General features: G+C 62.6%; 22 protein-coding genes and 1 pseudogene. 5 read left to right on the top strand and 18 right to left on the bottom strand.

The genetic code is table 11. The features are described from left to right. Positions 1-131 precede the first annotated feature (131 nt). The 3 genes from ABNU55_RS02205 to ABNU55_RS02195 are packed head-to-tail and all read right to left on the bottom strand — an operon-like array spanning position 132 to position 4,416. Positions 132-1,625 (bottom strand): PepSY-associated TM helix domain-containing protein, encoded by a 1,494-nt coding sequence (locus tag ABNU55_RS02205; RefSeq protein ID WP_290749471.1) that lies wholly within the window; start codon positions 1,623-1,625, stop codon positions 132-134. 13 nt (positions 1,626-1,638) lie between these two features. Beyond that, on the bottom strand, positions 1,639-2,226 hold the full coding sequence (locus tag ABNU55_RS02200; protein ID WP_290749474.1) for a hypothetical protein: 588 nt from the start codon (positions 2,224-2,226) through the stop codon (positions 1,639-1,641). 24 nt (positions 2,227-2,250) lie between these two features. Further along, positions 2,251-4,416 (bottom strand): TonB-dependent siderophore receptor, encoded by a 2,166-nt coding sequence (locus ABNU55_RS02195; protein WP_290749477.1) that lies wholly within the window; start codon positions 4,414-4,416, stop codon positions 2,251-2,253. A 347-nt stretch (positions 4,417-4,763) separates the two neighbouring features. On the opposite strand from ABNU55_RS02195, the gene ABNU55_RS02190 reads away from it, so the two are divergent. After that, entirely contained in the window at positions 4,764-5,606 is an 843-nt protein-coding gene (locus tag ABNU55_RS02190; protein WP_290749479.1) for an alpha/beta fold hydrolase, read from the top strand. On the opposite strand, the gene ABNU55_RS02185 is transcribed toward ABNU55_RS02190, so the two are convergent. From ABNU55_RS02185 to ABNU55_RS02165, 5 genes are all read right to left on the bottom strand, one after another. Further along, complete coding sequence (locus ABNU55_RS02185; RefSeq protein WP_348764207.1) at positions 5,607-6,197, bottom strand: ATP-dependent Clp protease proteolytic subunit; 591 nt, start codon at positions 6,195-6,197, stop codon at positions 5,607-5,609. It lies immediately after the preceding gene. 72 nt (positions 6,198-6,269) lie between these two features. Next, complete coding sequence (locus ABNU55_RS02180; protein WP_290754338.1) at positions 6,270-8,225, bottom strand: hypothetical protein; 1,956 nt, start codon at positions 8,223-8,225, stop codon at positions 6,270-6,272. A 24-nt stretch (positions 8,226-8,249) separates the two neighbouring features. Then, positions 8,250-8,777 (bottom strand): adenine phosphoribosyltransferase, encoded by a 528-nt coding sequence (locus tag ABNU55_RS02175; protein ID WP_290754339.1) that lies wholly within the window; start codon positions 8,775-8,777, stop codon positions 8,250-8,252. A 45-nt stretch (positions 8,778-8,822) separates the two neighbouring features. Further along, complete coding sequence (locus ABNU55_RS02170) at positions 8,823-9,818, bottom strand: hypothetical protein (RefSeq protein WP_290754340.1); 996 nt, start codon at positions 9,816-9,818, stop codon at positions 8,823-8,825. 163 nt (positions 9,819-9,981) lie between these two features. After that, positions 9,982-10,854, bottom strand: a complete 873-nt coding sequence (locus tag ABNU55_RS02165; protein WP_290754341.1) for an S-methyl-5'-thioadenosine phosphorylase — start codon at positions 10,852-10,854, stop codon at positions 9,982-9,984. 115 nt (positions 10,855-10,969) lie between these two features. On the opposite strand from ABNU55_RS02165, the gene ABNU55_RS02160 reads away from it, so the two are divergent. Continuing rightward, positions 10,970-11,770 (top strand): DUF1206 domain-containing protein, encoded by an 801-nt coding sequence (locus ABNU55_RS02160; RefSeq protein ID WP_290754342.1) that lies wholly within the window; start codon positions 10,970-10,972, stop codon positions 11,768-11,770. Here the strand turns inward: ABNU55_RS02160 and ABNU55_RS02155 are convergent. From ABNU55_RS02155 to petA, 4 genes and pseudogenes are all read right to left on the bottom strand, one after another. Then, a pseudogene (locus ABNU55_RS02155) lies at positions 11,767-12,099 on the bottom strand (GNAT family N-acetyltransferase); the annotation flags it as partial. The gene ABNU55_RS02160 and the pseudogene ABNU55_RS02155 sit on opposite strands and share 4 nt — an antisense overlap. Before the next feature lie 191 nt (positions 12,100-12,290). Beyond that, positions 12,291-13,409 carry a cytochrome c1 gene (locus tag ABNU55_RS02150; RefSeq protein WP_290754343.1) on the bottom strand — a complete coding sequence of 373 codons (1,119 nt, stop codon included), beginning with the start codon at positions 13,407-13,409 and terminating at the stop codon, positions 12,291-12,293. 13 nt (positions 13,410-13,422) lie between these two features. Beyond that, entirely contained in the window at positions 13,423-14,877 is a 1,455-nt protein-coding gene (locus ABNU55_RS02145; RefSeq protein ID WP_290754344.1) for a cytochrome b N-terminal domain-containing protein, read from the bottom strand. 21 nt (positions 14,878-14,898) lie between these two features. Next, positions 14,899-15,468, bottom strand: a complete 570-nt coding sequence (gene petA / locus ABNU55_RS02140; RefSeq protein ID WP_290754345.1) for a ubiquinol-cytochrome c reductase iron-sulfur subunit — start codon at positions 15,466-15,468, stop codon at positions 14,899-14,901. A 275-nt stretch (positions 15,469-15,743) separates the two neighbouring features. Between petA and hemF the strand changes: the two genes are divergently transcribed. Then, positions 15,744-16,628, top strand: coding sequence for an oxygen-dependent coproporphyrinogen oxidase (gene hemF, locus ABNU55_RS02135; RefSeq protein WP_290754346.1), 885 nt, complete (start codon positions 15,744-15,746; stop codon positions 16,626-16,628). 31 nt (positions 16,629-16,659) lie between these two features. Continuing rightward, positions 16,660-17,157, top strand: coding sequence for a TspO/MBR family protein (locus tag ABNU55_RS02130; protein WP_290754347.1), 498 nt, complete (start codon positions 16,660-16,662; stop codon positions 17,155-17,157). On the opposite strand, the gene ABNU55_RS02125 is transcribed toward ABNU55_RS02130, so the two are convergent. The 6 genes from ABNU55_RS02125 to ABNU55_RS02100 are packed head-to-tail and all read right to left on the bottom strand — an operon-like array spanning position 17,154 to position 20,756. Continuing rightward, a complete protein-coding gene (locus ABNU55_RS02125; protein ID WP_290754348.1) occupies positions 17,154-17,540 on the bottom strand; it encodes a type II toxin-antitoxin system death-on-curing family toxin in 387 nt (128 codons plus the stop codon). The two genes, ABNU55_RS02130 and ABNU55_RS02125, sit on opposite strands and share 4 nt — an antisense overlap. Then, positions 17,537-17,830, bottom strand: a complete 294-nt coding sequence (locus tag ABNU55_RS02120; protein ID WP_290754349.1) for an AbrB/MazE/SpoVT family DNA-binding domain-containing protein — start codon at positions 17,828-17,830, stop codon at positions 17,537-17,539. The genes ABNU55_RS02125 and ABNU55_RS02120 overlap by 4 nt, the downstream gene beginning before the upstream one ends. Before the next feature lie 54 nt (positions 17,831-17,884). Next, positions 17,885-19,081 carry a CCA tRNA nucleotidyltransferase gene (locus ABNU55_RS02115; protein WP_290754350.1) on the bottom strand — a complete coding sequence of 399 codons (1,197 nt, stop codon included), beginning with the start codon at positions 19,079-19,081 and terminating at the stop codon, positions 17,885-17,887. After that, complete coding sequence (locus ABNU55_RS02110; protein WP_290754351.1) at positions 19,078-19,530, bottom strand: hypothetical protein; 453 nt, start codon at positions 19,528-19,530, stop codon at positions 19,078-19,080. Before ABNU55_RS02110 ends, ABNU55_RS02115 begins: the two co-directional genes overlap by 4 nt. Then, on the bottom strand, positions 19,527-20,162 hold the full coding sequence (locus tag ABNU55_RS02105; RefSeq protein ID WP_290754352.1) for a CoA pyrophosphatase: 636 nt from the start codon (positions 20,160-20,162) through the stop codon (positions 19,527-19,529). Before ABNU55_RS02105 ends, ABNU55_RS02110 begins: the two co-directional genes overlap by 4 nt. A gap of 6 nt (positions 20,163-20,168) precedes the next feature. Next, positions 20,169-20,756, bottom strand: a complete 588-nt coding sequence (locus ABNU55_RS02100) for a DUF1285 domain-containing protein (RefSeq protein ID WP_290754353.1) — start codon at positions 20,754-20,756, stop codon at positions 20,169-20,171. A 67-nt stretch (positions 20,757-20,823) separates the two neighbouring features. Here ABNU55_RS02100 and ABNU55_RS02095 point away from each other — a divergent pair, with 67 nt between their 5' ends. Then, positions 20,824-21,813, top strand: a complete 990-nt coding sequence (locus ABNU55_RS02095; RefSeq protein ID WP_290754354.1) for a MoxR family ATPase — start codon at positions 20,824-20,826, stop codon at positions 21,811-21,813.

Here is a 21,813-nt window from a genome sequence, read left to right as displayed (position 1 = left end):
TAGGTTTTGCTTACGTATCAACGCTGCGCGCCGCACACAAAGCCCGCTCAGAGCTGCTCACTTTCCCTCCGATGGGCCTGCAAGCTTCCTCACCCCAGCTTGTTGCGGCGCCGCTGCAGCTAGCTCCCGGCTCAAGGCCGGGATGACGCCAGATGGTGCGGCGATGTTGAACGCGCATCACGCAGCCCCATCAGCGGCCGCCCGACCAGAACCAGCCCCGCCACCACAAAACACGCGCTGACCGCCCAGACATGCGGCCACTGATAGCTCTCTGCGAACCGCACCGCATGCACCCCAACGGCCAGCAGCAGGGACACGCCAAGCCCCAGCCGCATCCAGCGCGCGGTCTTCACTTGGTCCTTCACAGCAAGGCCAAGCGCGCAGAGCGCCAGCGCGCCCAGCCAGAAAATACCTGTCAGGGCCACCATGCCGGCACCCAGCAGGCTGATCGCGAGTGTCGCTGCCAGAAGGGCCGGACTGCCCCAGACAAGGGCCGCCCAGGCCGCCTCGAGCCGGGGCAGCCCGCGCCCGGCCTCTGCCCGTTTCAGGAAATAGATATTCAGCCCCGCTGCCACCGTGATGCAGAGCGCCAGACCGAAGACGAAATAGGCCACCTTCATGGCGAGCCCGCCAAAGTCACCAAAGTGGAGCCTGTAGGTCGACATGGCGATCTGCTTGCCGGCCTCCCCGCTGGTAAAGCCCGAATCGCCGACCAGCGCGCCGCCCGCGTCGAACTCATACATCTCGCCATAGACAAGCCGGTCGGTATGTTCGCCATAGATGGTGGTGTGCTGGCTCGCCGTGCCGGGGTCATGCACGATGGCGAGGAAAGGCGATGCCTCCGGGGCGACCTCTTCCAGCGTGATGAGGGCCGCGCCGACATCGGCAAGCGCTGCCGGGCTCTCGTCGATTTCGCCTTCAGCCCCGAAGATGGCCTCGCTGAGCGCCCGGTTGTCGCCATCAAAACTGGTCTGCGCCAGCACCATCGCCACCACGGCGAAAAGCCCGATCATCGCGCCCGTAATGGCGACAGCGAGCGTGAAGGGCGCGGTCCACACGCTGAGCCGGTTATGAAGATCGGCCTGGACCAGCCGGGCCTGTCCCTTGCGGCGCAGGCGGAAGGCGTCGCGGAAGATGCGCGGATGGGCAAGGAAGCCCGATATCGCCATCGCGACCAGCATCACACCAAGGATGGCCACGACGATCATGCCGAAACTGGTCGGCAGGCTGAGATAATAGTGAAGGTGAATGAGGAAGTCATTCCACGGCGTCTCATACCCGCCGCTCATCTCCCCTGCGGCCGTCGCGGTCTCAAGCCCGTCATCGCCGCCAATGACAAAGCGCTGCCAGTTGTCGCGCGGCAGGTAGAGATAGAGGTGCGTCGTGTCCGGCTGCTGGGCCATGACATTGCGGGCGGCTGTCTGCGCCGCCTCTGGCGAGACGCTGGCGACCGGCGCCTGGACCGGGTTCTCCCACCAGCCGATCTCATCCTCGAACATGGCCACGGTGCCCGACAGGCAGACGATGAACATGAGCGCGCTGATGACCAGCCCCATGACGGAATGCGCCGACAGGGACCGTGCGACACGCACCTTGCTGGATTTTGGCCAGATCGAACTTGCCATGGGACGCGCCTTTCTAGACCGGGATGAACGCGACAGCGAAACCGAGCACCAGTCCGGCGCCCGCATAGAGGGAACGCCGCCCGGCCCTTGGTTCAATCAGTAACAGCGTGGAGACAAGCGCCCAGAGCATCACCGCCGCGATAATGGCGCTTGCCCCGGCTGTGGCAATACTCACCGATGCGGCCCGCAGCGCCTTGAACAGGCCCGCCGATGCCAGCAAGGCGATGATGCCGGCCACAGGTCCGCTCAGCAGGAACGTCCAGACCCCCGAAAGGGCGGCGAGGAGCGGGCTGCGCCTTGCCGCACTGGCATCCGCCGCCCCCTCGCGCACGCGCTGCGCCGACACGGGCGGGGCAATCCCGCGCATCATCGGGACCGCAAAGAAGGCGCACGCACCCGCCATCGCGATCACACAGACCTGCGCAAGCCCTCGGTCGCCATTCGCGATCAGGCCAGCACCCAGCCCGGCCAGAAGGAGACCCCAGCCTGCCAGCACATGAAACGGCCTGCCCGGCTCTCTCCACGCCGCGTAAAGGGCGTAGAGCCCGCCGAGGCTGGCCGCCCCGGCGCTGGCAAGCAGGCTCCATTCAAATGCTGTCATGGCGAGGGCTCCCTGCCTGCCTGGCTAGAAGTCGTAGCTGAGGCTCGCAATCACGGTCCGGCGCAGGCCCGGGAAACAGTCACCCCGCGTCAGACAGCCGGTGAGATAGTCCTCATCGGTCACGTTGCGGGCATTCACCGCGAAGTCCCACTGGTCCCACTCATAGCCGACCATCAGATCGCCCAGCGTATAGTCCGGCGTTGTATAGGAGATGGTGCCATTGTCCGAGACAGTTTCTCCGACATAGCGGATACCGGCGCCGGCCTTGAAGCCTTCCCACGCGCCATCCGGGCGCCACGTCGTCCAGACAGAGGCCTGTTCTTCCGGGATCGCCGCCAGTTGCCGGCCATTCGGGTCCTCTGCATCGATGGTCGAAGCTGCCGCCTGGAAATAGACCTCACCGAATTGCAGCCGCGCTTCGGCCTCAAACCCTTTCAGCTTGGAGACGCCCTGCTGCTGGGCCGCATCCCCCGGCAGGGAGTTCGGATTGGGCAAATTGGAGATCTCGATATCGTAATAGGCCGCCGTGATGAGGCCCGGAATGCCGCGCGGCTCATATTTGAAGCCGGCCTCATACTGGCGCGCTTCTTCGGGATCGAGCTGGTTACCGCTTCTGTCAGTCCCGACCACCGTCTCGAAGCTTTCGGCATAGCTCACATAGGGCGAGAACCCATTGTCGAAGCGGTAGAGCGCGCCAAAGCTGGTGGAGACAGCGTCATCATCCTGGCTGACGGCACCGACCTCATTCTCGACGCTATCGAGCCGCACACCGGCGGTGAAACGCCATTTGCCCACCGCGATCTGGTCGGACACATAGACGCCGAGATCCTCGACCACATTTGCCGGCGTATCGTTGAGCAGCGCATCGAAGACACTCTGGTCGGGATAATTGCCATAGACGGGGTTCTTGAGGTCCAGCACATAACGGAAATCGCCCTGCAGCGCGCCGCCTGCATAGAGGTTTGCCGTATCGCTGTCGGTCTCGACATCCTGATACTGCACACCGGCCAGCAGCTCATGCTCCAGCGCGCCGGTCTCGAATTTGGCCCGCAGGCGCACATCGGCGGCCAGCTGGTCGAACGTATTGTCGCCCTGATAGAAGGTGCGCGGCACGGTCGTGTCGGTAAAGGTCAGCCCCTGCATGGCCGCCGCAGCGGCGAGCGCGGGCTGGGTCTCGAAAATACCATTCAGATACCGGCTCTGCCCTGCCCCGGTAAAGGCTGCCCAGGCCTGATGATAGTCCGCCTCGCCCGAGCGCCAGAGGGCGGTGCCTTCCAGCATCAGATTCTCGTTGAATTCATGCTCGCCCAGCAGGGTCACCTGCTGGCTTTCGGTATTGTAGCGGTTGAAGCCCGGCTCACCCACATAGACTTCCGGGTCGAGATAGCTGCCATCTTCCAGCGGGAAAAGCGTGCCTTCGACCGGAATGAACTGCGCGGCCGTATCGCTGTCTGTGTCCTGCAGGAGGCCGATCAGCGTGAACTTGGTCGCCGGGCTCGCCTGCCAGGAAAGAGACGGCATGAAGACCTTGGTCTCTTCGTCCACCTGATCGATCTGCGTGCCGGTATCGCGATAGAGCGCGACGAGACGATAGGCGAGCTTGCCATCGGTCCCGGCAATCGGGCCGGTCACATCGCCCGCGACCTCATAGCGGTCGAAATTGCCGACCTCGGCGTTCAGCTCACCGCCAAACGTGTCCTTCGGCGTCTTGGAGACATAGTTGACGATACCGCCCGGAGAGCCCTGCCCGTAGAGTACAGAGGCCGGGCCTTTCAGCACCTCGATCTGCTCGACCGTATAGAGGTCAGCGCGGGTCGAGTTGTAGCTGCCGAACAGCTCCTGGATGGAGTCGCGATAGCGCGGCAGTTCCAGGCCCCGTGACTGGGGAAAGTCGCCGCGCGTGGAAAAGCCATAGGGCTCTGCGGTAACGCCCGCCACATAAGTCAGCGCGGAGGCGAGGTTGAGCGCGCCCTTGTCGATGAACATTTCCGATGTTTCGACGGACAGCGTGCGCGCGGTCTCGACAATCGGCGTGTCCGACTTCGTTGCCCCGAATGCCGTCGTGCCGGTGACAATGACTGTCTCCTGACGGTTTTCCGCCTCATCTGCCGCGCCTGTAACCTGCGCTGCCGCCAATGCGGCCGGGCTTGCCGACACGATCAGCGCTGCCACCAGATTCCTGTACCCCATGATCCCTCAACTTTCGAGAATGCGAATGATTATCAATATCGCGCGGCTTATCGGGATGGATTTTGCAAGTCAATCGCAGCCGCAGCATTTTTAGCGGCGACACAGTGGCGAACGTTTCAAAATGGAGCAATCCAGTACGCTGCGTATCAGCTCTGGATGTTTTATAACGAACGCGCTACAGTGTATAAACTTGTAGAGTACCCAGAGTAGAGTGGATCAGGGAGACCAGTTTGGTCTCCCTTTTTCTTTGCTGCACCTGCGAAAGCGGCTCTTGCATCCTCTGGCAAAGTGGCTCCATGATAACAGGGGATCGCAAGCGTCCGCGACAGGATAGGCCAGAAGGTAGAGTGCCAGAGTATAAACCAACCCAGCCGGCCGAATACTGGCACCATGCGGGCGATGCGCATCTGCGTATCCATGTCTGGAATGAGGCCGCAGCTGGCCGCCCGCTCGTCTTCCTGAACGGCATAGGATCGCCGCTGGAGCTGATCCCGCCCTTCGCCGCAGAGTTTCCGGACACCCGGCTCATCGCCATTGAAATGCCGGGCAGTGGCCGCACGCCAGAGACCGACATGGTCTATCCGCCTGCCCTGCTCGCGCGTCTGGTGGTGCAGGCCTGTGCAGGGCTTGGGGCCGATGAGTTTGACCTTATGGGCTTCTCACTCGGCGGCGCGCTGGCCCAGCAGGTTGCGCTTCAATACCGCGCGCAGGTGAAACACCTGATCCTGGCGGCAACATGCAGCGGCTTCACCATGCTCTCGCATGACTGGAGCGATGTGCCCCTCTTCTCTTCGGCCTTCCCTTTCCTCAAACTCTGGAATGATCTGGAGCGCGATCTCAAGAAGCTCCATATTGCGACCGGGCCGGCGACCTTTGCCGCGCCAGACGCCATGTCGCGCCAGCTTCTGGGCTTTGCCGGCTGGTCCAGCCTCGCCTTCCTGCCGCTAATCGGCCAGAAAACGCTGGTTCTCGCGGGCACGCGTGACAGCATCATCGCCCCCTCAAACTCGCTCCAGCTATCGGCCTTCATCCCGAAGGCGCGCCAGGAATGGGTAGAGGATGGCGGACACCTCTTCCCCTTTCTCAAGCCTCAGATCACGGCAAAAAAAATCCGGCCCTTCCTGGGCCGGACCTTGATTGAGCCTGTCGAGCCGCTGGGCGCTGCCCCGACGAGCAACGCCCTGCACTGATCAGGAAATTTCCTTGCGGCTGGTGATGATCTTGCCGACCAGACCATAGGCCACGGCTTCTTCGGCGCTCATCCAGTGATCGCGGTCGGTATCGGCCTTGATCTTTTCCAGCGGCTGGCCGGTGGCTTCAGCAAAGATCTTGTTGAGCCGCTCGCGCATCCGCACGATCTCACGCACCTGGATGTCGATGTCGGACGCCTGTCCGCCAAAGCCGCCGCGCGGTTCATGAAGCAGGAAGCGTGTATTCGGCAGCGAGAAGCGGTTCTCTTTCTTGGCGGCCGCATAGATCAGGGCGCCGGCAGACGCGACCCAGCCAGAGCCAAGGATCTTCACCTCGGCCTGCACGAACTTGATCATGTCGTGGATCATGTCGCCGGATTCCACGTGCCCGCCAGGGGAGGACACGACCAGCAGGATCGGCTTGTCGCTTTCGGAATCGAGCGCCAGCAGGCGCTCGCAGACCCGGCGGGCAAGCTTGTCGTCCACGCCGCCGGTCAGCATGATGGTTCTGGCTTTGAACAGTGCCTCTTCCAGAAAGGCGTTGGGCTCATTCTGCGGCTTCTGTTCGGTCTCATCGTCGAGGCGATACATGACGTCTCCCGTGCATTCAGTCAGGGACCATAGGTGAGGCGCCCCAGCGCTCCGGTCAAGCACCTCACTCACCTATTCGGGCGTGTGCGTGACACTGATCCCGAGTTGTTCGACGATAGCCTCATCATCATTTAACGCGCCCAGTTCATCCATCCTCTCGACAGTGAGCGCCTCGGACGGCTCGACACGGATATCCAGGCTCCCGCCCGGCGTCTCGATATAGGCCGCAAGCGACTCGATCCAGTCGGCCGCCTGTGGGACTTGCGCCTGCACATTGCCTTTCGATGAGCGGACCATTGTGGCGATAAACCTGCGAAGATCTTCGGGCGGCATGCCCGCCAGCGTCGCCCCCCAGCCCTGGTCGGCATGCTGTTCGCCAATCGCGTGAAGATAGCCGAACAGCTTGTCATAACCGCCTTCATCGGACTCATAGAGCCGGGCGCTCACAAAGCTGAAATACTGTTCGAAGAGGTCCTCGAAAGCGGCATCGAACGACCCGGCCTCGTTTGACTCGACCGTTTCTGCCATGGGCTCATAGGGCGGGATCGTGATGTCCAGCCGCGCGATCCGCTCGCCAAATCCCTCCGACTGGCCGGCAAGGCGGAACCGCGTCGCCCCGGTTTCCTTGTCCCAGCTTGCGAGCGCCTGAATATCGACCGGAATATCTGCCAGACCATGCTCATCGAGAAGATCGACAGCTGTTTCGATATCGCTGCGCACGGCCTCGATCTCTTCATCGTCGCCCGATGGCATCAGGCCCAGTGTGAACTGCCCGATCTCTTCGGGCCGGATCATCATGCCCGTCAGATCATAGCTGATCTTTTCAGGCAGGAACCATTCAAACTCCGACGCATCGACGCTTGCGCTTTTGATACGAAGGACATCCGCCTCGTTCATGCGATAGATAAAGCCCGTCACGGTGCCGGAGCCGAGGCTCAAAAGGTCGCGTTCTTCCATGCCGGGAAATTGCGAGCGGACAAGATAGCCAGCGAGCTTGTCGAGCTTCAAATTCCGCCAGACGCTGAAATCGGAGGCGTAGACCTGATCGATGTCGAGCCCGTCCGGATAGGGCCAGTCCTGCGGCTCGTCTGAAGGGGCACGCATCGTCATCCCCTGCGACTGGCTCATGCCGGCATAATAGACCGCGTCGAGATCATAGCCGGAGAGCCCCTCAAGACCGTAAAAGTCGATTGTGTAGGACAGATCCTGATCGACCTCATCACTATTGATGTCGAAAGCCATGGTGAAATTGCTGGCTGTCGCACGCTCCACCTTGATTGAACGTCCAACAGCGATGACCTGCTGGGCAAGCTGGATGGCCTTCAGGCTATCCTTGGCGGACTCGGCGCCTTCGCCCTCCATGTCCCGGTCCAGAAAGCCCATCATCCCGGCAAACTGCGCGTCAGATAGCGGGACATATTCGAAGGGCCGCAGGGACAGCTCGCCGGTCACCGTTCTGTCGACGTTCAGGTCGAACCGCTCGACCCCGAAATCCACCTCACTGGCATCCTCTGCCTCGATCTCTGATTCGAGGACATCAAAGGCGGCGTTCATCGCTCCGGCAGCGCCAAAGGCAGAATAACCATCGGCCTCAAGCCGGTCGAAGACGACGCCCGTCTCGTCCAGCCGCTCCCCGGCAAGGCGCGCCATCAGCAGGTCGTCGTCAAACCCCCAGACACGCGCCTCCTCCATGGCAAGCCCGAAGGCCGGCTCGCTGTTGACGGTAAGACGCAAATTCTCAAACACGGTCGCGCCTGTCGCCTCATCGAAGGATTTCGCGTCCCAGCTCAGCGCCACCAGATCCGGCAGCACACCCTGTATCGCGGAGAGGTCGGCTTCCTCTGCGTCTTCGTCGACATAGCTCGCCGCCTCGAAATCCCTGAGCGATGACAGCGCCCGGTCCCAGCCCGATTGCGATTGTAGGGCCTGTCGGCTTGCTTCATCAGCAGGCGGCGCGTCCTGCTCGCCGCTGCAGGCGGCCACAGAAACCGCCAGAAAAACTGCACTGCCTGCGATAATGGATTTCATGGCTCTGCTTCCTTTCAGAGCGTCTCAGTCTCCCTCGAAAGAGATGAGCGCGTTGACTTCGACCCCCATATTGCGCACCCGGCGCACGCCGCCAAGGTCCGGGAGCTTCACCAGGAAGACAGCCGAAACGATATCGGCCCGTCCCCGGCGCAAAAGCTTGACCCCCGCTTCGGCCGATCCGCCCGTCGCGATAAGGTCATCGACCAGAAGGACCGGCTCGCCTTCTTCAACGCCATCGACATGCATATGCAAGGCGTCCGAACCATATTCCAGTTCATAGCTTTCGCTGAATGTACGGTAGGGCAGCTTGCCGGGCTTGCGAAGCGGCAGGAAGCCGGCGCCCAGCCTGACGGCCATCGCACCGCCAAGGATAAAGCCGCGCGCATCGATACCGGCCACTTTCGAAATCTCGAACCCGTCAAAGGGGGCACAGAGTTTCTCAATCGCCGCAGCGAAAGCATCGGCATCCGCCATCAATGTCGACACGTCCCGGAACATGATTCCCTGGCGTGGATAATCGGGGATCGTTCTGATCTTAGATTTAAAGTCCATTCGAAAGCTCTTATCGTTTTTTGGCGTTTTCGTATCGCCTGATTTTCACCGGCGCCGGGAACGCCGGCGCCGGCTTGGCGCAGAGGATAAGTCGCCCGTCTCATCCTCGCCGGGCACCTCATCGCCGGTTTCCTCATCTGCCTCTGATGAGGCAAAAGGCGCCGGATCGTGCGGATAGGGCGGCTCTTCGCTCGCGGTCGTTTCCTCAGGCCGCGGGTCTAGACCTGGCCTGCCGTCATGGCGAGACGTTTCATCGCTTGGATCGACTTCAGGGCCTTGATCGCCCCCTTTTTGTGCACCGGACTCCACGTCCGTATCGGCGGCGCCGGCCTCAACCTCAGCGTTTCCCTCCCCCGCCGCGTCCCTGGCCTCCTCTTCACTCGCAGCCTCCGGCGGCGGCGAGGTATCCTCATCAAGGGCCGGCATGCTGATCGGGCGCGGCTTGAGCGCCGTACCGCCGTCCTGCAAGGCACGAATGACCGCGTCATGAAGGTCCCGGCCCTCGACCGCCTCGCGGGCAAAGCCGTGCGATGTCAGCCAGCGGTGCACGGCCGAAGCCCGGGGTGAGCGGGCCTTGCGCGGCAGGCGCCCGCCATGCCGGTCCCATAGATAGGCCGTCGCAATCGCATGCACCGCGCTGTCGGTGAGCTCGTCTATCGCCCCGGTCGCATTGCGCCCATGGGCCGCCCGCTCGCGAATCCGCATCCGGTAAACCTCAAGCGACCGATAGGCAGAATGCACGCCCGAAAGCGCCCGCTTGTCGGTTGCCATGGGGTGGGCGATCACCCCGTCCAGCTGGGGATGGGCAAGCGGTACCAGACCCTGCACGCTGCCGGGCACGCCGGCCTTCAGGCGCGCAATCTCCACCAGCACCTGATGCAGATTATGGACGAACTCATAGCCGACACCTGCCAGCGCCACCCCGATCGACATCTTGCGCGCGCGCCGCTCCTGCCAGAGCAGCCAGGCGATCATCAGCGTCGTGACGACAAGCAGGCCAAGCCCGCCGACAAGGAATGTCTCGAGATAGTCTTCGCGCATGTCCGTGTGCCCCCGCCCAGTTAACCCAGGTTAACAAAAGAGCGGCTGAGGCGCGAGCTGGTTCGCGTCTCAAGCGTATTCTGCGCAGCGCCTGGCCGGGCCGGCGGCGAAACACCGCCCGTGCACCGTCAGGACACCGCCCATACACCGTCTATGACCCGCCTCAGAGCACCCGCCCGGCCACCGCGTCCAGCTTGCGCAGAAGATTGGGATCGCGCGCATCCGGCGCAGTAATCAGCGCATAGTCCAGGCAGGTCTCGATCGCCTGCGGAGACGCCGTGCGCGGCACCCCGGAAAGCGCGCGCGCCAGTTCCGCCAGCGCCTTTTTCGCGGCCGCCGTGTTCGACTTCATGATCTCCAGCACATTGGCCACCGAGACCGCCTCGCTGGTGTCATGCCAGCAATCATAATCGGTCACCATCGCCATGGTCGCATAGGGCAGTTCGGCTTCCCGGGCGAGCTTGGCTTCAGGCATATTGGTCATGCCGATGACGTCGCATTCCCACTGGCGATAGAGGAAACTCTCGGCGCGCGAGGAAAATTGCGGGCCTTCCATGGCGAGATAGGTGCCGCTGCGATGCACCGTGACGCCGGCCGCTTCGGCTGCATCGCCCGCGATTTGCGAGAGGCGCTCGCAGACAGGGTCTGCCATGGAAACATGCGCAACCATGCCCGGCCCGAAGAAGCTCTTCTCGCGTGCAAAAGTGCGGTCAATGAACTGGTCCACCATGACAAAGTCGCCCGGCGCATAGCGTTCGCGCAGCGATCCGCAGGCCGAGATGGACAGCACGTCGGTGCAGCCTGCCCGCTTCAGCGCGTCGATATTCGCGCGGTAAGGGACATGGCTCGGCGTCAGCCTGTGGCCCCGTCCGTGGCGCGGCAGAAAGACAAAGCGCACATCGCCGATCCGCCCCGTCACCAGCTCATCCGACGGCTCACCCCATGGCGTTTCGACGTGCCGCGTCTGCCTGTCCTCAAATCCGTCCACCTCATAGAGGCCGGAGCCGCCGATAACGCCGATGACCCATTCACTCATAGTCTCAAACTCCTGACTGTCTGCCTTAGGCTGAAAGCAGTCTGCCCCCTTTAAATCAAGCGCTGTCGCCGGCCCGGCACGGGAACGCATGCGCTGTGCCGCGCGTCATTGCATCATGAGCGCGTCAGACACACCCCGCCCGGTCTCGGGTGCCCTCGCCCGGATCGGCCTCGGCGCACGTGCCTTCGTCTATTTCGCCGTCTGCTTCCTGCTTCTGAAGGGCGCCTTCACGAGTGAGCAGGATGATGGCGCCACACCCGGCGAAGCCTTTCGCATGATCGAGGCCACAATGGGCGGTCGTGTTCTTCTCATGGCCCTTGCGGCCGGCCTCTTTCTCTACGCACTCTGGCGCTACCAGCAGGCCGCCTTCGATACCGACGGACAGGGCAATGACGCAAAAGGCATCCTCGCGCGCCTCGGCATGGTCTCCTCCGGCACCAGCTATGCCCTTGTCGGTTTTGCCGCGGGGGCCGTTGCCATTGACGCCAATGATGGCGGGGGCGGCGGCAAGACAGAGGAGACCGCAAAGTGGCTGATGGAACAGCCCTTCGGCGCCTGGCTTGTCGGGCTTGGCGGCCTCGCCCTGATCGGCATCGGCATTGCCCAGGTCTGGCGCACCCACTCTGACCAGTGGAAGAAAAGCCTCGACCTTTCAGGATGGGTGCAAAAGATCAAACCGGTCATTGAATTCGGTATTGCCGGGCGCGGAATTCTCTTCGGCCTGATCGGCATATTCCTGATCATCGGCGCCTCGAACGCAGACGCATCCGATGTGAAGGGGCTCGCGGCCACACTCGGCTGGATAAGACACCAATCCTTCGGCCTGCCCCTCTTCATCGCGGCGAGCGCGACCATCGGCGCCTATGGCGTCTATTCGGGCGTCCAGTCGCTCCGCCACCGCTTCGCGGACGGTTAGGCCCGCCGGAACCATTTGCGCATGCCCGTTGGTTCAGGTGAACGCGGGTTTGGCGTCGTCAGCATGACATCCCCCGCCAGCGCATAACCGCAGGCGAGATAGTAATCGACCAGCCGGGGCTGATCGGTCCGCACGGCAAGTTGCGCGCCTTCCGCGCCCGCTTCGCGCCCCGCTGCCTCCAGCGCCGTCAGGATCATCCGCCCCAGCCCTGCCTTCTGGCGCTCAGGCAGGACGCCAATCCGCTTTATCTCGATCCAGCGGTTCTTCCCTGATATGGGCGGCGGCACAAAGACGAAGCGGCCCGCCCCAATCGGCTCACCTTCATCCTCAAGGACGACGGCCCCCCTTTAGCGATCTGCGCGGCGACTGTCTCAGGCGTTTCCCTGAACACAGTCGATTCGATGGAAACCCGGCCGGACCAGATCGCCTGCGTCAGCTCATGAATCAAAAGACCATCCGCCAGCCTAGCTGAGCGGATGGTCAATCTGGTTTCCACGATGCTGTCGCGGGGGCCTGCGGCCTAGTGCTCGACGTTCCGCCAGATGCGGTGGAACGAGAACCAGAGCAGGACCGCGAAGATCAGCAGATAGATCATCACGGCAAGACCGGTGGACTTGCGCTGGCTCTGCTTGGGCTCACCGGCCCATTGCAGGAAGTTGGCAACATCCTTCGCCATCTGCTCAACGGTCGCCTCGGTGCCATCCATATAGGTGACGCGGCCATCGGAGAGCTGCGGCGGCATGGCGAGGAAGCCACCCGGAGGGGTATGCCGCGGGTCGCCGCGCCACTGGGCCGTGGTGTCGCCAGACATATACGGGTTGTAGTACTGGCCAACCGGCTGGACGAGTTCGCCCTCATAATGGCCGCCGCCATGGTGAAGCGCCTCAACCGCGGACACATCGATGACCGTCTCGGTCTCGGTGCGGGCCGGGGCAGCCTCTTCGGCATCGGCCGTCTCGGTTTCGCCTTCACCAGCGGCGGTTTCGCCTTCAGCACCGGCCATTTCAGCCGCTTCGGCCTCACCGGCTTCGGCTGCTTCAGCACCGTCGCCTTCCGCCTCGGCTTCGGACTCAGCAGGCTCCACCTCTTCGACAGGAACCTCACGCGTGCTGAAGGCATCCTCTGACGGATAACCGGACAGCAGGCTGTAGATATAGCTGGCGCCGCCATGACGGGCCTTGGTGATCACCGACAGGTCTGGCGGAAGTGCGCCGCCATTGGCCGCGCGGGCCGCTGCCGCATTTGGATAGGGCGACTTGAACGTATCCGAGGTGCGAGCCGGACGATAATCATAATCGCCGACATCATTCGGCTCCGTGCTCAGGATTTCATCCTGGGCCGCGAAGGATTTCACCAGCGGGTTGTTGTTCGCATTCGGATATTCCGGATCGTAGAACGGGCCGCCCGGCTCACCGAGATTACGATAGCTCATAAGGCGCATCGAGTGGCACGAGGAGCAGACCTCGCGATACACCTGATAGCCGCGCTGGACGCTGGCCATATCAAGCTCGCCAACCGGGCCTTCGAAGGCCCAGCCACCTTCAGGCTCGTGCGCATGCAGTGCACCGCCAGCGGCGTGGGCCGACGCAGCGATTGCAGCCGCACCGAGACCAGCAGAGATAAAACGCAGGAATTTCATGTGCTTTGACCTCTTATTCGGCAGGGGCCGGGGCAGCGCGGTCGTGACCGAGCACTGCCTTGTGGATTGAAGCCGGCTCATCCTTCGGATTCTCGCGCAGGCCGAGAAGCGGCAGGATCACCAGGAAGTAGGCGAAATAGTAGAGCGTCAGCAGCTGGGCGAGGTGCACGAAGCGGAAGGCCGGCGCCTTGTCCACTGTCATGGTTGCATCCACACCTTCGGCCATCTTCTGTTCGCGGAATTCGGCAGCAGCCTCATACTCTTCATAGGTCTGGCTCGCCGTGTTGCCATTGGCGTCTTCATAGCTGACGACCAGCTTGTCGGAGCCCATCGGGATGATCGGATCGTCCGGATTGGACGCGCCGCACCAGCCCAGAAGCAGGCCTGCCACGACGAAGCCGAAGAAGAACTGACGGGCCACCGGACGGTAGCGCATCGATTTGACCTTCGACGTGTCCAGCCAAGGCAGGAAGAACAGGATGGCGATCGAGCCGAACATCGCGATGACACCGAGCAGTTTCGCGTCGATCGGACCGATATTGAAGGTGATGGCGCGCAGGATGGCGTAGAAGGGCAGCAGATACCATTCCGGCACAATGTGCGCGGGCGTCACCAGCGGGTTTGCCTCGATATAGTTATCGGCATGACCCAGCACATTCGGCATGTAGAAGACGAAAGCGGCGAAGATGATCAGGAAGACCACGATCGCGAAGCCGTCCTTCACCGTATAATAGGGGTGGAAAGGAACCGTGTCCTGCTTGAGGCCTTCCGGATCCTTGCGGGGCTCGACCCCAGTCGGGTTGTTGTTGCCCGGCACGTGCAGCGCCCAGATGTGAAGGACGACGACACCGGCGATCATGAATGGCAGCAGATAGTGCAGCGAGAAGAAGCGCTGGAGCGTCTGGTTGCCGATGGACGGGCCGCCCATGAGCCAGGCCTTGATGCTGTCGCCAACAACCGGAACGGCACCGATGAGGCCAGTGATCACGTTTGCGCCGTGATAGGACATCTGCCCCCATGGCAGCACATAACCAAGGAAGGCCGTACCCATCATGAGAAGGAAGATGACCACACCGAGAATCCAGAGAATCTCGCGCGGGGCCTTGTAGGAGCCGTAATAGAGGCCGCGGAACATGTGGATGTAGACCGCGAGGAAGAACATCGATGCGCCATTGGCGTGGATGTAGCGGATCAGCCAGCCATAAGGCACATCGCGCATGATCCGCTCGACTGACGCGAACGCGCTATCGACGCTCGCGGTATAGTGCATGGCAAGAACCACACCGGTCAGGATCTGCGTCATCAGGCAGACCGCCAGAATGCCGCCAAACGTGTACCAGTAGTTCAGGTTTTTCGGCGTCGGGAAGTCGACGAAGCTGTCATAGGCCAGCCGGACAACCGGCAGGCGCGAATCGAGCCATTTCGTGAAGCCGGTCTTCGGCTCGTATGTAGAGGCATGTCCGCTCATGGCTTTGTTACGTCCTCTTCCTTAAAGCGAAATGTTAATCACGGCCGGGCTGACCCAGTTATAGTCCGGAACCGGAAGGTTCGCCGGAGCGGGTCCGCGGCGGATGCGGCCTGAGGTGTCGTAGTGCGAGCCATGGCACGGGCAGTACCAGCCGCCAAAGTCACCTGTATTGCCCTGGGCTGGACCGACCGGCACACAGCCGAGGTGGGTACAGCTGCCCGAGGTCACGAGGATGGCGCGGTTGAGCTCACCATTCTGCATCGGCACAAGGCGTTCGTCGTCGGTCTGCGGATCGCGCAGGCTGGACACGTCGACCGCTTCGGCCTCGCGGATTTCCTCAGGCGTACGGTGACGGATGAAGAAAGGTTTGCCGCCGATCAGGACGCGGATTTCTCCGCCCAGCGGCACCTTGGAGACATCAACATCGAGGCTGGATGCCGCCTTGGTGTCACTCGCTGCATTCATCTGATCGATGAAGACATATGCCAGCGCACCCGCGCCAGCCACGGCTGTGGCAGCCGTTGCGATGTGAATGAAATCGCGACGATCCTCGTCGATCGTCTCGTGTGGTGTGGTTTGCGCGTCGCTCACTCTTCCAGTCCTCTGGCCAAGGATTTCTCCGAGATGCATACATTAACGGGGCGGAAAATCATTGCGGCGCAACGCCGCAAACTATGCCTCCCCGCATATATCTGCGCTGCGGTTAGCGCGAGCGCACGGGCTTTGCAAGGCGCACATGTGCGTCAGCCATGCGACGCAGCGGCGCGGGCAGCCGGCCAGAGCAAGGTGCGGCAAAGAGGTTACGCGGCTGGCGGTTTGCGCAAGCGCTCTCTTCCTTTATGCCCGCCCTGCAAGGAAGGTAGCCCATGACCGATACCGAACTCGAATCACGCAAGACCAGGGCCCGGACCTGGTTTGAAGCCCTGCAAGGCGAGATTATCGAAAGCTTCGAAGCCCTCGAGAGGGAAGCCCAGCCCCCGCTCTATAGCGGGGAACCGGCGACTTTCATGCGCACCCCCTGGACGCGCGGCGATGGCAGCGAAGACCTTGGCGGCGGTACGATGGCGATCATGAAGGGCAAGCTCTTCGAGAAAGTCGGCGTCCATGTCTCCTGCGTCTATGGTGACTTTTCCGAAGCCTTCCGCGCGCAGATCCCCGGCGCCGACAAGTCCGGCGGGCGCTTCTGGGCCTCCGGCATCTCGCTCATTGCCCACCTTCGCAATCCGCGCGTGCCCGCCGTACACATGAATACGCGCATGCTGGTGACCAGTGAGAGCTGGTTTGGCGGCGGCGCAGACCTCACCCCGCTCCTGACCTATCAGAGAGAGCCGGACTTTCCCGATACGGTGGATTTCCACGCGGCGCTGAAAGAGGCCTGCGACCGCCATGACCCGGCCTACTATCCGCAGTTCAAACAGCAGTGCGACGAATACTTCCACCTCGCCCACCGCGATGAGCCGCGCGGTACGGGCGGCATCTTCTATGACCGCCACAATACAGGTGACTGGGAGGCCGATTTCGCCTTCACACAGGATGTCGGCCGCGCCTTCCGGAACATCTATCCGCAGCTTGTGCGCCGGCGCATGAAGGAAAGCTGGAATGAGGATGAGCGCGAGGAGCAGCTTGTCCGGCGCGGGCGCTATGTGGAGTTCAACCTCCTCTATGACCGCGGCACGACATTCGGACTGAAGACGGGCGGAAACGTCAATTCCATCCTGTCTTCCATGCCGCCGGTCGTAAAATGGCCGTGACCCGCCCCCAGCGCCCTGTTATGACAGCAAAATGACCGAGACAGAGCATTCCAGCAAGAACAGCCCGTGGCCCATCATCCTGGCGGTGATCGTGCTGACCGTCGCCGTCGCCGCCCTTGGCGGACTGGTCTCCGGCGGCAGTCAGGACCCCTGGTATGCGGCGCTGGACAAGGCGCCCTATAATCCGCCTGACCGGGCCTTCGCCATTGTCTGGCCGATTCTCTACACGCTCATGGCCTTTGGCGCGATCATCGTGCGGCTCAAGGCAAAATCCTTCGCCCGCGCCAGCGCCGCCTTCGGCCTCTTCTTCACGCAGCTTGCGGTGAACCTGTCCTGGAGCTGGGTCTTCTTCGGCTTTCAGTCGCCGCTGATCGCCCTCATCATCATTGCGATCCTGCTGCTTCTGATCGTGCTGATGATTCGCGCCTTCAACCGCCACTCAATCATCGCCGGCATCCTGCAGGTCCCCTACCTCGCCTGGGTCTGCTTCGCGGCCTATCTCAACACCTATATCGTGATCGCGAACTAGACCGGCAGGGCATTGGCGCGCAGCCAGTCGGCATATTCCGCGTGTCCGATCTCACCGGCTGCCAGCATCAGCGTCCATGCCAGACGCTCTGCCATGGGCGCAGTCAGACTGAAGCCGTTTGCCCGCAGGAAGGTAAGACAGGCGACATAGCCGGTCCGCTTGTTGCCATCGACAAATGGGTGGTTCTGGATAATCCCGGCACCGTAGAGCGCACCGAGCATGCACGTGTCGCTCTCACCATAGCCATAGGCATTCAGCGCCCGGGCAAGAGCACTGTCCAGCAACCCTTCATCTCTAAGTCCACGTGCGCCGCCATGCAGCTCCAGCTGTCGGTCATGAACTCGCAAGATGAAGGACTTGTCGAGCCAGCGCGGCTCGCTCATTTGGCAAGCGCGCGCAGGACGGCGCGGTTCTCGGCCATGATCTCTTCAGCCATGTCCATGAGGTCATCTGCTTCACGGTCCACTGCCGCAAGCTCGATCCGGCCATCCTCGGTCTGAACGACATCCACTGTATCGCCCTCTTCCACGCCAAGTGCCATGAGCAGGTCGCGCGGCAGGATCACCCCAAGAGAATTGCCGACCTTCCGGACTTTCATGCTGGCCGACACAGGCGGTGTGATCGGGGCTGCCCCCGTTTCTCTAACGCCCTTATCTTTCTTGCGCTCAACCATCGCGAACCCCGTCGTTGCAACGCAGGTTATAACAAGATCGCGCAAGGCGTGCAATCAGGACCTTTTCGCCATCCGAGACAGCAATTCCTCCCGCTCCGGCTGGAAGTCCTGCTCCATCCACCATTCTTCCAGCGCGCGTAGGACTTTGCCGATCTGAGGCCCTTCAAGGCCCGCCGCCAGCGCATCGTCTCCGCCCACCGGGAATTCAGGCCGCTTCCAGGCGCGGATGGCGAAGAGATGGTCGCGCACATTGTCACCAGAGGTCAGCGCCCGGTCCACGACGGCCTGCTTGCCGTGCCAGTAGAGGGTCCGGCGAAGCTCCGCGCCAGTCATGCCCGGGATTGCCGGCAGATTGTCGGCCGCCCACATGGTCAGGCGGTCTGCCTCTGCATTGGACAGACGCAGACGCTTTGACACAGCCATGACCGATGGTGCGCTACGGTCGATCAGCGCCATCAGCCGCAGCATCGGGTCGGCTCCCACACCCGCCAGCGTCTCGCTCACCCGGAGGTCATGCAGCCCGTCCAGCGTTGTGCATTCCGGCAAGAGAAGGCCCAGCACGCCGCTCTCTGCCATGGCGTTCACCGCCTCGGTCGGGTCCGGTGCGGCCAGTAATTTGCGCAGCTCCTTCCAGATCCGCTCCACCGCGATCTGGTGCAGGCCATCCTTCTGACGCGCGCAGGCAGCCTGGCCTTCAGGGTCGATCCCGGCGCCATACCAGGCATTGAAGCGATAGAAGCGCAGGATACGAAGATAGTCCTCGCGAAGCCGGGTATCGGCGTCACCGATAAAGATGACCCGGCCCGTGGCCGCATCTTCCAGCCCGCCACCTGTCGGATCATGCAGCGTCCCGTCCGGTTCGGCATAGAGCGCGTTCAGACGGAAGTCGCGGCGCGCCGCATCCTCGGCCCAGTCGCGCGTGAAAGCCACAACGGCCCGGCGGCCATCGGTCTCGACGTCCCGGCGCAGCGTGGTGATCTCGAACGGCTTGCTGTTCTCGACCGCCGTGATCGTACCATGCTCGATCCCGGTCGGAATGGCGCGGATACCGGCCGCCTCCAGCGCCGCAACCACCGCTTCGGGCTCCAGCCGTGTCGCAATATCGATGTCGTCCACCGGCTTGCCCATCAGCGCATTGCGCACGCAGCCGCCGACAAAGCGGGCACTCCCGGCCTCTGCGGCTTCAAGCGCAGCGATAACGGCGCGGGTTTCGGGCGCGCCGATCCACTCTGTTGTCTTCAAACTTGTCATTGGGGCTCGGTAATCTCGTTTTCGGGCCCGTCTTCTGCCGGGTCCTCGTCATTGATCCGTGCCTCGGGGTCACGCGGGCCGGGCGCGGTGTTCGGTCCGGCCGGATCACTTCCGCCAAGGCCGCGGGCGCGGCTGCCCGGGTCGCGGTTTGCCGGCAGGCCAAGATCCTCCCGGTGTTTCTCGCAGGGCACCTCGCGCGCCTTCACGATCTGGCCTGTTTCAGGGTCGGTATAGGCCCGCTGGATACAGGTATCGCGCCCGCCCCGGTCAACAAAGATCAGGACGATCCAGGCAAGCACCGCGAGACCAGCACCGACAGCGAACAGGATTGTGATCGGCCACGGCTTGCGGCCTTCCTCAATGGCTTCCTGCCGGGCCAGCCGCCAGACACCATAGGCCAGGAAGGGCAGCAGGAACAGAACGAGCTGGAAGATGATCCGGTAGGTCATGCAGCCTCCTCTCCGGCCTCGTAAAGGCGCTCATATAAACCCCGTATGATCCCGGCCGTCACGCCCCAGATGCGGTGGCCTTCATAGGGCATTTCATAATAGTGGCGCAGCTGCCCCTTCCAGCGTGTCTGCTGGCGCTGGTGATTGGCCGCCTTCATCAGGAAGGAGAGCGGCGTCTCGAAGACGCTGTCCACCTCCACCGGGTCCGGTTGCGGGACAAAGTCTGCCGGCAGCACACCGACCACCGGAACGATGCGAAAGCCTGTCCCGGTAATATAGGGCGCCCCGCGCGCGATCAGGTCGACATTGTCCGGGTCGACGCCCACTTCCTCCTGCGCCTCACGCAGGGCCGCCTCGATCTCGTCGGCATCGACCGGATCGACCTTGCCGCCCGGAAAGGCCACCTGCCCGGCATGGGTCTTCATCGTCTGCGGGCGATGGGTCAGCAGGGTGACAGGGCCCGCCGGGCGCGGAATGATCGGCACCAGAACGGCGGCGCGGCGGATATTTGCAATCCCGTCGGCATCGAGAAACTCGATATCGCCGCCTTCGGACAGGCGCTCCTCACCCTCGACGGGGTCAAGCCGCAGGCGCGCACGCCCCAGAAAGTCTTCGAGATCGACAAATGCCATTCAGATTCAGCCCTCAGCCGGCCCGATATCGAAGAACATGCCGTTCGACCAGACACCGAGGCGGGTTTCATCCTCAGGCGACGGCACGGCCATCTCAGCCAGCTCATAGAAGACAGGCCGCGCCAGCTTTGCCTCCAGACGTCCGCGAACGAGAATATAGGGCGAGGGCTCCAGCGTCTGCGGGTCGGTCTCGATCCGCAAGGGATGGTCCGGCCCTGCAATCGCCACATCGCCGAGATTGGTCACAAAGGCCAGAGTCTGATCCTCGCCTGCCTCACCGGCCCGGTCCACGCGCGTTGCGATGAAAGGCGCATCCTCGACATGGACCACGACTTTTTCATAAGGCGTCACCAGCCAGAACGAGCCGTCCTCATCCTTGCGCAGGATGGTGGAGAACAGTTTCACCAGCTTCTGGCGATTGATTCGCCCGCCCTCATGCCACCAGCTGCCATCGGCGCGGATTTCCATATCGATATCGGCCGAGCGCTCCGGCGACCACTTCTCCACGGGGGGCAGTTTCCGGCCGCTCGGGTCCGGCGCGATCACTTTCAGCAGATCGTCCAGGCTGATTGCAGTGTTTTCATTGGATTTCACGTCGCGCTCCGCCATCATTTTGCCTAGACGTAGGTCTGAACTGGGCCGGAGCAAAGACGGAGACCTCATGGCAGACGATAATGACGCGGTTGTGCAGGAGGCCGAAGCGGCTGGCGAAACGCTGGAAAAGGTCAAAGCCGAGATCGCGAAAGCCGTCTACGGTCAGGACCGCGTGATCGAACTTGCCCTCTCTGCCATCCTTGCTGGCGGTCATGCACTGCTGATCGGCGCGCCCGGCCTTGCCAAGACCCGACTGGTTGAAGCGATGGGCACCGCGCTCGGCATCAACTCCCAGCGCATCCAGTTCACACCGGACCTCATGCCATCGGATATCCTCGGCTCGGAAGTTCTGGACGAAGGATCTACCGGCGAACGCAGCTTCCGCTTTATCAAAGGGCCGATCTTCACCCAGCTTCTGATGGCGGACGAGATCAACCGCGCCTCGCCGCGCACCCAGTCTGCCCTGCTGCAGGCCATGCAGGAACGCCATGTCACCGTCGCGGGCGTGCGTCATGACCTGCCCGCGCCTTTCCATGTCCTCGCCACGCAGAACCCGATCGAGCAGGAAGGCACCTACCCCCTGCCCGAAGCCCAGCTCGACCGTTTCCTTCTCAAGATCGATGTCAGCTATCCCGACCTCGACACCGAGCGCCAGATTCTGGTGCAGACGACCGGCCTCTCCGATACCGCCGTCAATCCGGCCATCAATGGCGAAGAGCTGATGAGCCTTCAGCGCCTCGTCCGCCAGATGCCGGTGGGCGAAAAAGTACTCGCCGCCATCCTTGCGACGGTGCGCGAAGCACGGCCCGAACAAAGCTCTGACGAGCGCGTCAAACGCTATGTCGACTGGGGCCCGTCGCCCCGCGCCGGTCAGGCCCTGATGCTGGCCTGCCGCGCCCGTGCGCTGCTGCGCGGCCGGCTCGCGCCATCGCTCGAAGATGTCGAAGCGCTTGCAGAGCCCTGCCTCGGCCACCGCATGGCCATGCGCTACGACCCGACGGGGCAGGCGCCCACCATGCGCGCGCTCATCGAAGATCTCGCCAGAACGACAGGCTGA

The organism is uncultured Henriciella sp. (assembly GCF_964005855.1).
Taxonomy (GTDB): Bacteria; Pseudomonadota; Alphaproteobacteria; order Caulobacterales; family Hyphomonadaceae; genus Henriciella.
Note: the sequence above shows the minus strand (reverse complement) of the source record. Positions and strands in the feature narration are given on the sequence as shown.

Coding starts and splice junctions, on each gene's coding strand:
- ABNU55_RS02205 (WP_290749471.1), bottom strand. CDS start 1,625: ATGGCAAGTTCGATCTGGCCAAAATCCAGCAAGGTGCGTGTCGCACGG.
- ABNU55_RS02200 (WP_290749474.1), bottom strand. CDS start 2,226: ATGACAGCATTTGAATGGAGCCTGCTTGCCAGCGCCGGGGCGGCCAGC.
- ABNU55_RS02195 (WP_290749477.1), bottom strand. CDS start 4,416: ATGGGGTACAGGAATCTGGTGGCAGCGCTGATCGTGTCGGCAAGCCCG.
- ABNU55_RS02185 (WP_348764207.1), bottom strand. CDS start 6,197: ATGTATCGCCTCGACGATGAGACCGAACAGAAGCCGCAGAATGAGCCC.
- ABNU55_RS02180 (WP_290754338.1), bottom strand. CDS start 8,225: ATGAAATCCATTATCGCAGGCAGTGCAGTTTTTCTGGCGGTTTCTGTG.
- ABNU55_RS02175 (WP_290754339.1), bottom strand. CDS start 8,777: ATGGACTTTAAATCTAAGATCAGAACGATCCCCGATTATCCACGCCAG.
- ABNU55_RS02170 (WP_290754340.1), bottom strand. CDS start 9,818: ATGCGCGAAGACTATCTCGAGACATTCCTTGTCGGCGGGCTTGGCCTG.
- ABNU55_RS02165 (WP_290754341.1), bottom strand. CDS start 10,854: ATGAGTGAATGGGTCATCGGCGTTATCGGCGGCTCCGGCCTCTATGAG.
- ABNU55_RS02160 (WP_290754342.1), top strand. CDS start 10,970: ATGAGCGCGTCAGACACACCCCGCCCGGTCTCGGGTGCCCTCGCCCGG.
- ABNU55_RS02150 (WP_290754343.1), bottom strand. CDS start 13,409: ATGAAATTCCTGCGTTTTATCTCTGCTGGTCTCGGTGCGGCTGCAATC.
- ABNU55_RS02145 (WP_290754344.1), bottom strand. CDS start 14,877: ATGAGCGGACATGCCTCTACATACGAGCCGAAGACCGGCTTCACGAAA.
- hemF (WP_290754346.1), top strand. CDS start 15,744: ATGACCGATACCGAACTCGAATCACGCAAGACCAGGGCCCGGACCTGG.
- ABNU55_RS02130 (WP_290754347.1), top strand. CDS start 16,660: ATGACCGAGACAGAGCATTCCAGCAAGAACAGCCCGTGGCCCATCATC.
- ABNU55_RS02125 (WP_290754348.1), bottom strand. CDS start 17,540: ATGAGCGAGCCGCGCTGGCTCGACAAGTCCTTCATCTTGCGAGTTCAT.
- ABNU55_RS02120 (WP_290754349.1), bottom strand. CDS start 17,830: ATGGTTGAGCGCAAGAAAGATAAGGGCGTTAGAGAAACGGGGGCAGCC.
- ABNU55_RS02115 (WP_290754350.1), bottom strand. CDS start 19,081: ATGACAAGTTTGAAGACAACAGAGTGGATCGGCGCGCCCGAAACCCGC.
- ABNU55_RS02110 (WP_290754351.1), bottom strand. CDS start 19,530: ATGACCTACCGGATCATCTTCCAGCTCGTTCTGTTCCTGCTGCCCTTC.
- ABNU55_RS02105 (WP_290754352.1), bottom strand. CDS start 20,162: ATGGCATTTGTCGATCTCGAAGACTTTCTGGGGCGTGCGCGCCTGCGG.
- ABNU55_RS02095 (WP_290754354.1), top strand. CDS start 20,824: ATGGCAGACGATAATGACGCGGTTGTGCAGGAGGCCGAAGCGGCTGGC.